3 protein-coding genes are annotated in these 1,378 nt (G+C 54.4%); all 3 read left to right on the plus strand.

What is annotated here, in order from left to right; genetic code table 11:
- Window positions 1-472: hypothetical protein (locus tag VI25_RS25530; RefSeq protein ID WP_161807048.1), on the plus strand; the 472-nt coding region annotated here is incomplete at its 5' end.
- A 369-nt stretch (window positions 473-841) separates the two neighbouring features.
- The gene (locus VI25_RS22895; protein WP_045690799.1) at window positions 842-1,153 is read left to right on the plus strand and encodes a hypothetical protein; all 312 of its coding nucleotides are present in this window, start codon (window positions 842-844) and stop codon (window positions 1,151-1,153) included.
- A gap of 93 nt (window positions 1,154-1,246) precedes the next feature.
- Window positions 1,247-1,378 (plus strand): transposase (locus VI25_RS29120; RefSeq protein WP_410503461.1); only part of this gene is annotated, 132 nt, incomplete at its 3' end.

A 1,378-nucleotide genomic window follows, 5' to 3' on the forward strand; every position in this document is an offset into this window, starting at 1 on the left:
TGGCCGACTTAATCAAAGCATTCGCACCGAATTTGGCTTCGAGGACGCCTTCTCTTACACAGAAGCGCCGGATGTAGCTGTCGACTCGATGGGTAGTTTTCGCCCAGTGGTACAAGTGCCCGGAAAAACGGCGCTGTATTTAACCCCGGCGCTGCGGGAGACGCTGACTGCTTTCTTAGGCGGGGCTCATGTACCCCTCGGCACAGGAGGTATTATGAAGCCGGCCCGCTCGAAGGGAGAGAGCGCGAAACGACAACGCTTTTTGGAACAGCAGATCAAAATCTGGTATGGGCATTGGGGTGGCTACTGGCAACTTACTTCCGACCCCGAGGCCTTCAGCATCGCACTAGACCCCGAGTTAACGTATGCCCGCGTCAATTTTCGCATGGTGTATGAAGGCGGATATGCCATTTTCAAACGAGTAGACACGCGGTGGGTGCTGGTCACGGCGAAACGAACATGGATAGAGTAGGCAAGCCTCCACTTTCTGTGCCCCAGATGTTCTTATATAAGAAGGAGAGTTCTGCCTAACGGAGCGCGTTGGGCCGTTTCTTACTCCTATATATTATCTAACTTCCGCTGCTTGCTTATAAGGCCCGATAAGCCGGGGACTTCAGATCCTGTTACGGGTGGTAATGTGAACCGTCACCGAAAAGGTGTACGGCCGAGATTGTAACATACTGCAAAGGAACGATCAGGCTTGTAACAACGGCTGCTGGGGCAGGTGCTGACATTCCCCAGAGTAGCGATCCAAAGGCTATAGCAGCTTGTTAACACCGAGAAAGGAGGTTCGACCATCGTTTTGGTAAACCGCATTCTTAAGTTTGCCTTGCCACTGTTCATGCGGTGGATTACTCTAGTCAAGTGGCTTACTATGGCAACACCGAAGTCCCCATTATTCGTGTTCTTTGAGAAAGACCCGTTGGCCTTCGGGCTAGGGATCCTGCTGCTGCCCGTGGTGTTCTACTTCCGTGTGCTTTCCCCGAACTCGCTGGTCGATGCCTATTATGCCAGTCAGGTACATGCCCGCATTAACCGGGTCGGTGTTGACCACGGTGAACTACTCGTCTCGCCGCAGGGCCACAGCGTGCTGAACTCCCGCGTGTTGTACGCCCCCCTCCGCGTGCAAGTCGTATGTGCGGACGAACGATAGCGTGGTAAAGGAGGCCGGAAGCCGTGAGAGGGTCTAATGAAGTGAGACAGTAAAGGGCGTTATCTTCCTTCTGTCATGACTCAGAAAACGAACATGGGCGCGCCGCGCAAACGCCGACACTATGATGCGGCCTTTCGCACCGAGGCCCTGCGCTTAGCCAGTGAAAGCCGGAGCACGCAAGCCGCCGCTCGTCAGCTCGGCATCAGTCCCAAGCTGCTCTATAAG

This window comes from Hymenobacter sp. AT01-02 (genome assembly GCF_000961955.2).
GTDB lineage: Bacteria > Bacteroidota > Bacteroidia > Cytophagales > Hymenobacteraceae > Hymenobacter > Hymenobacter mucosus.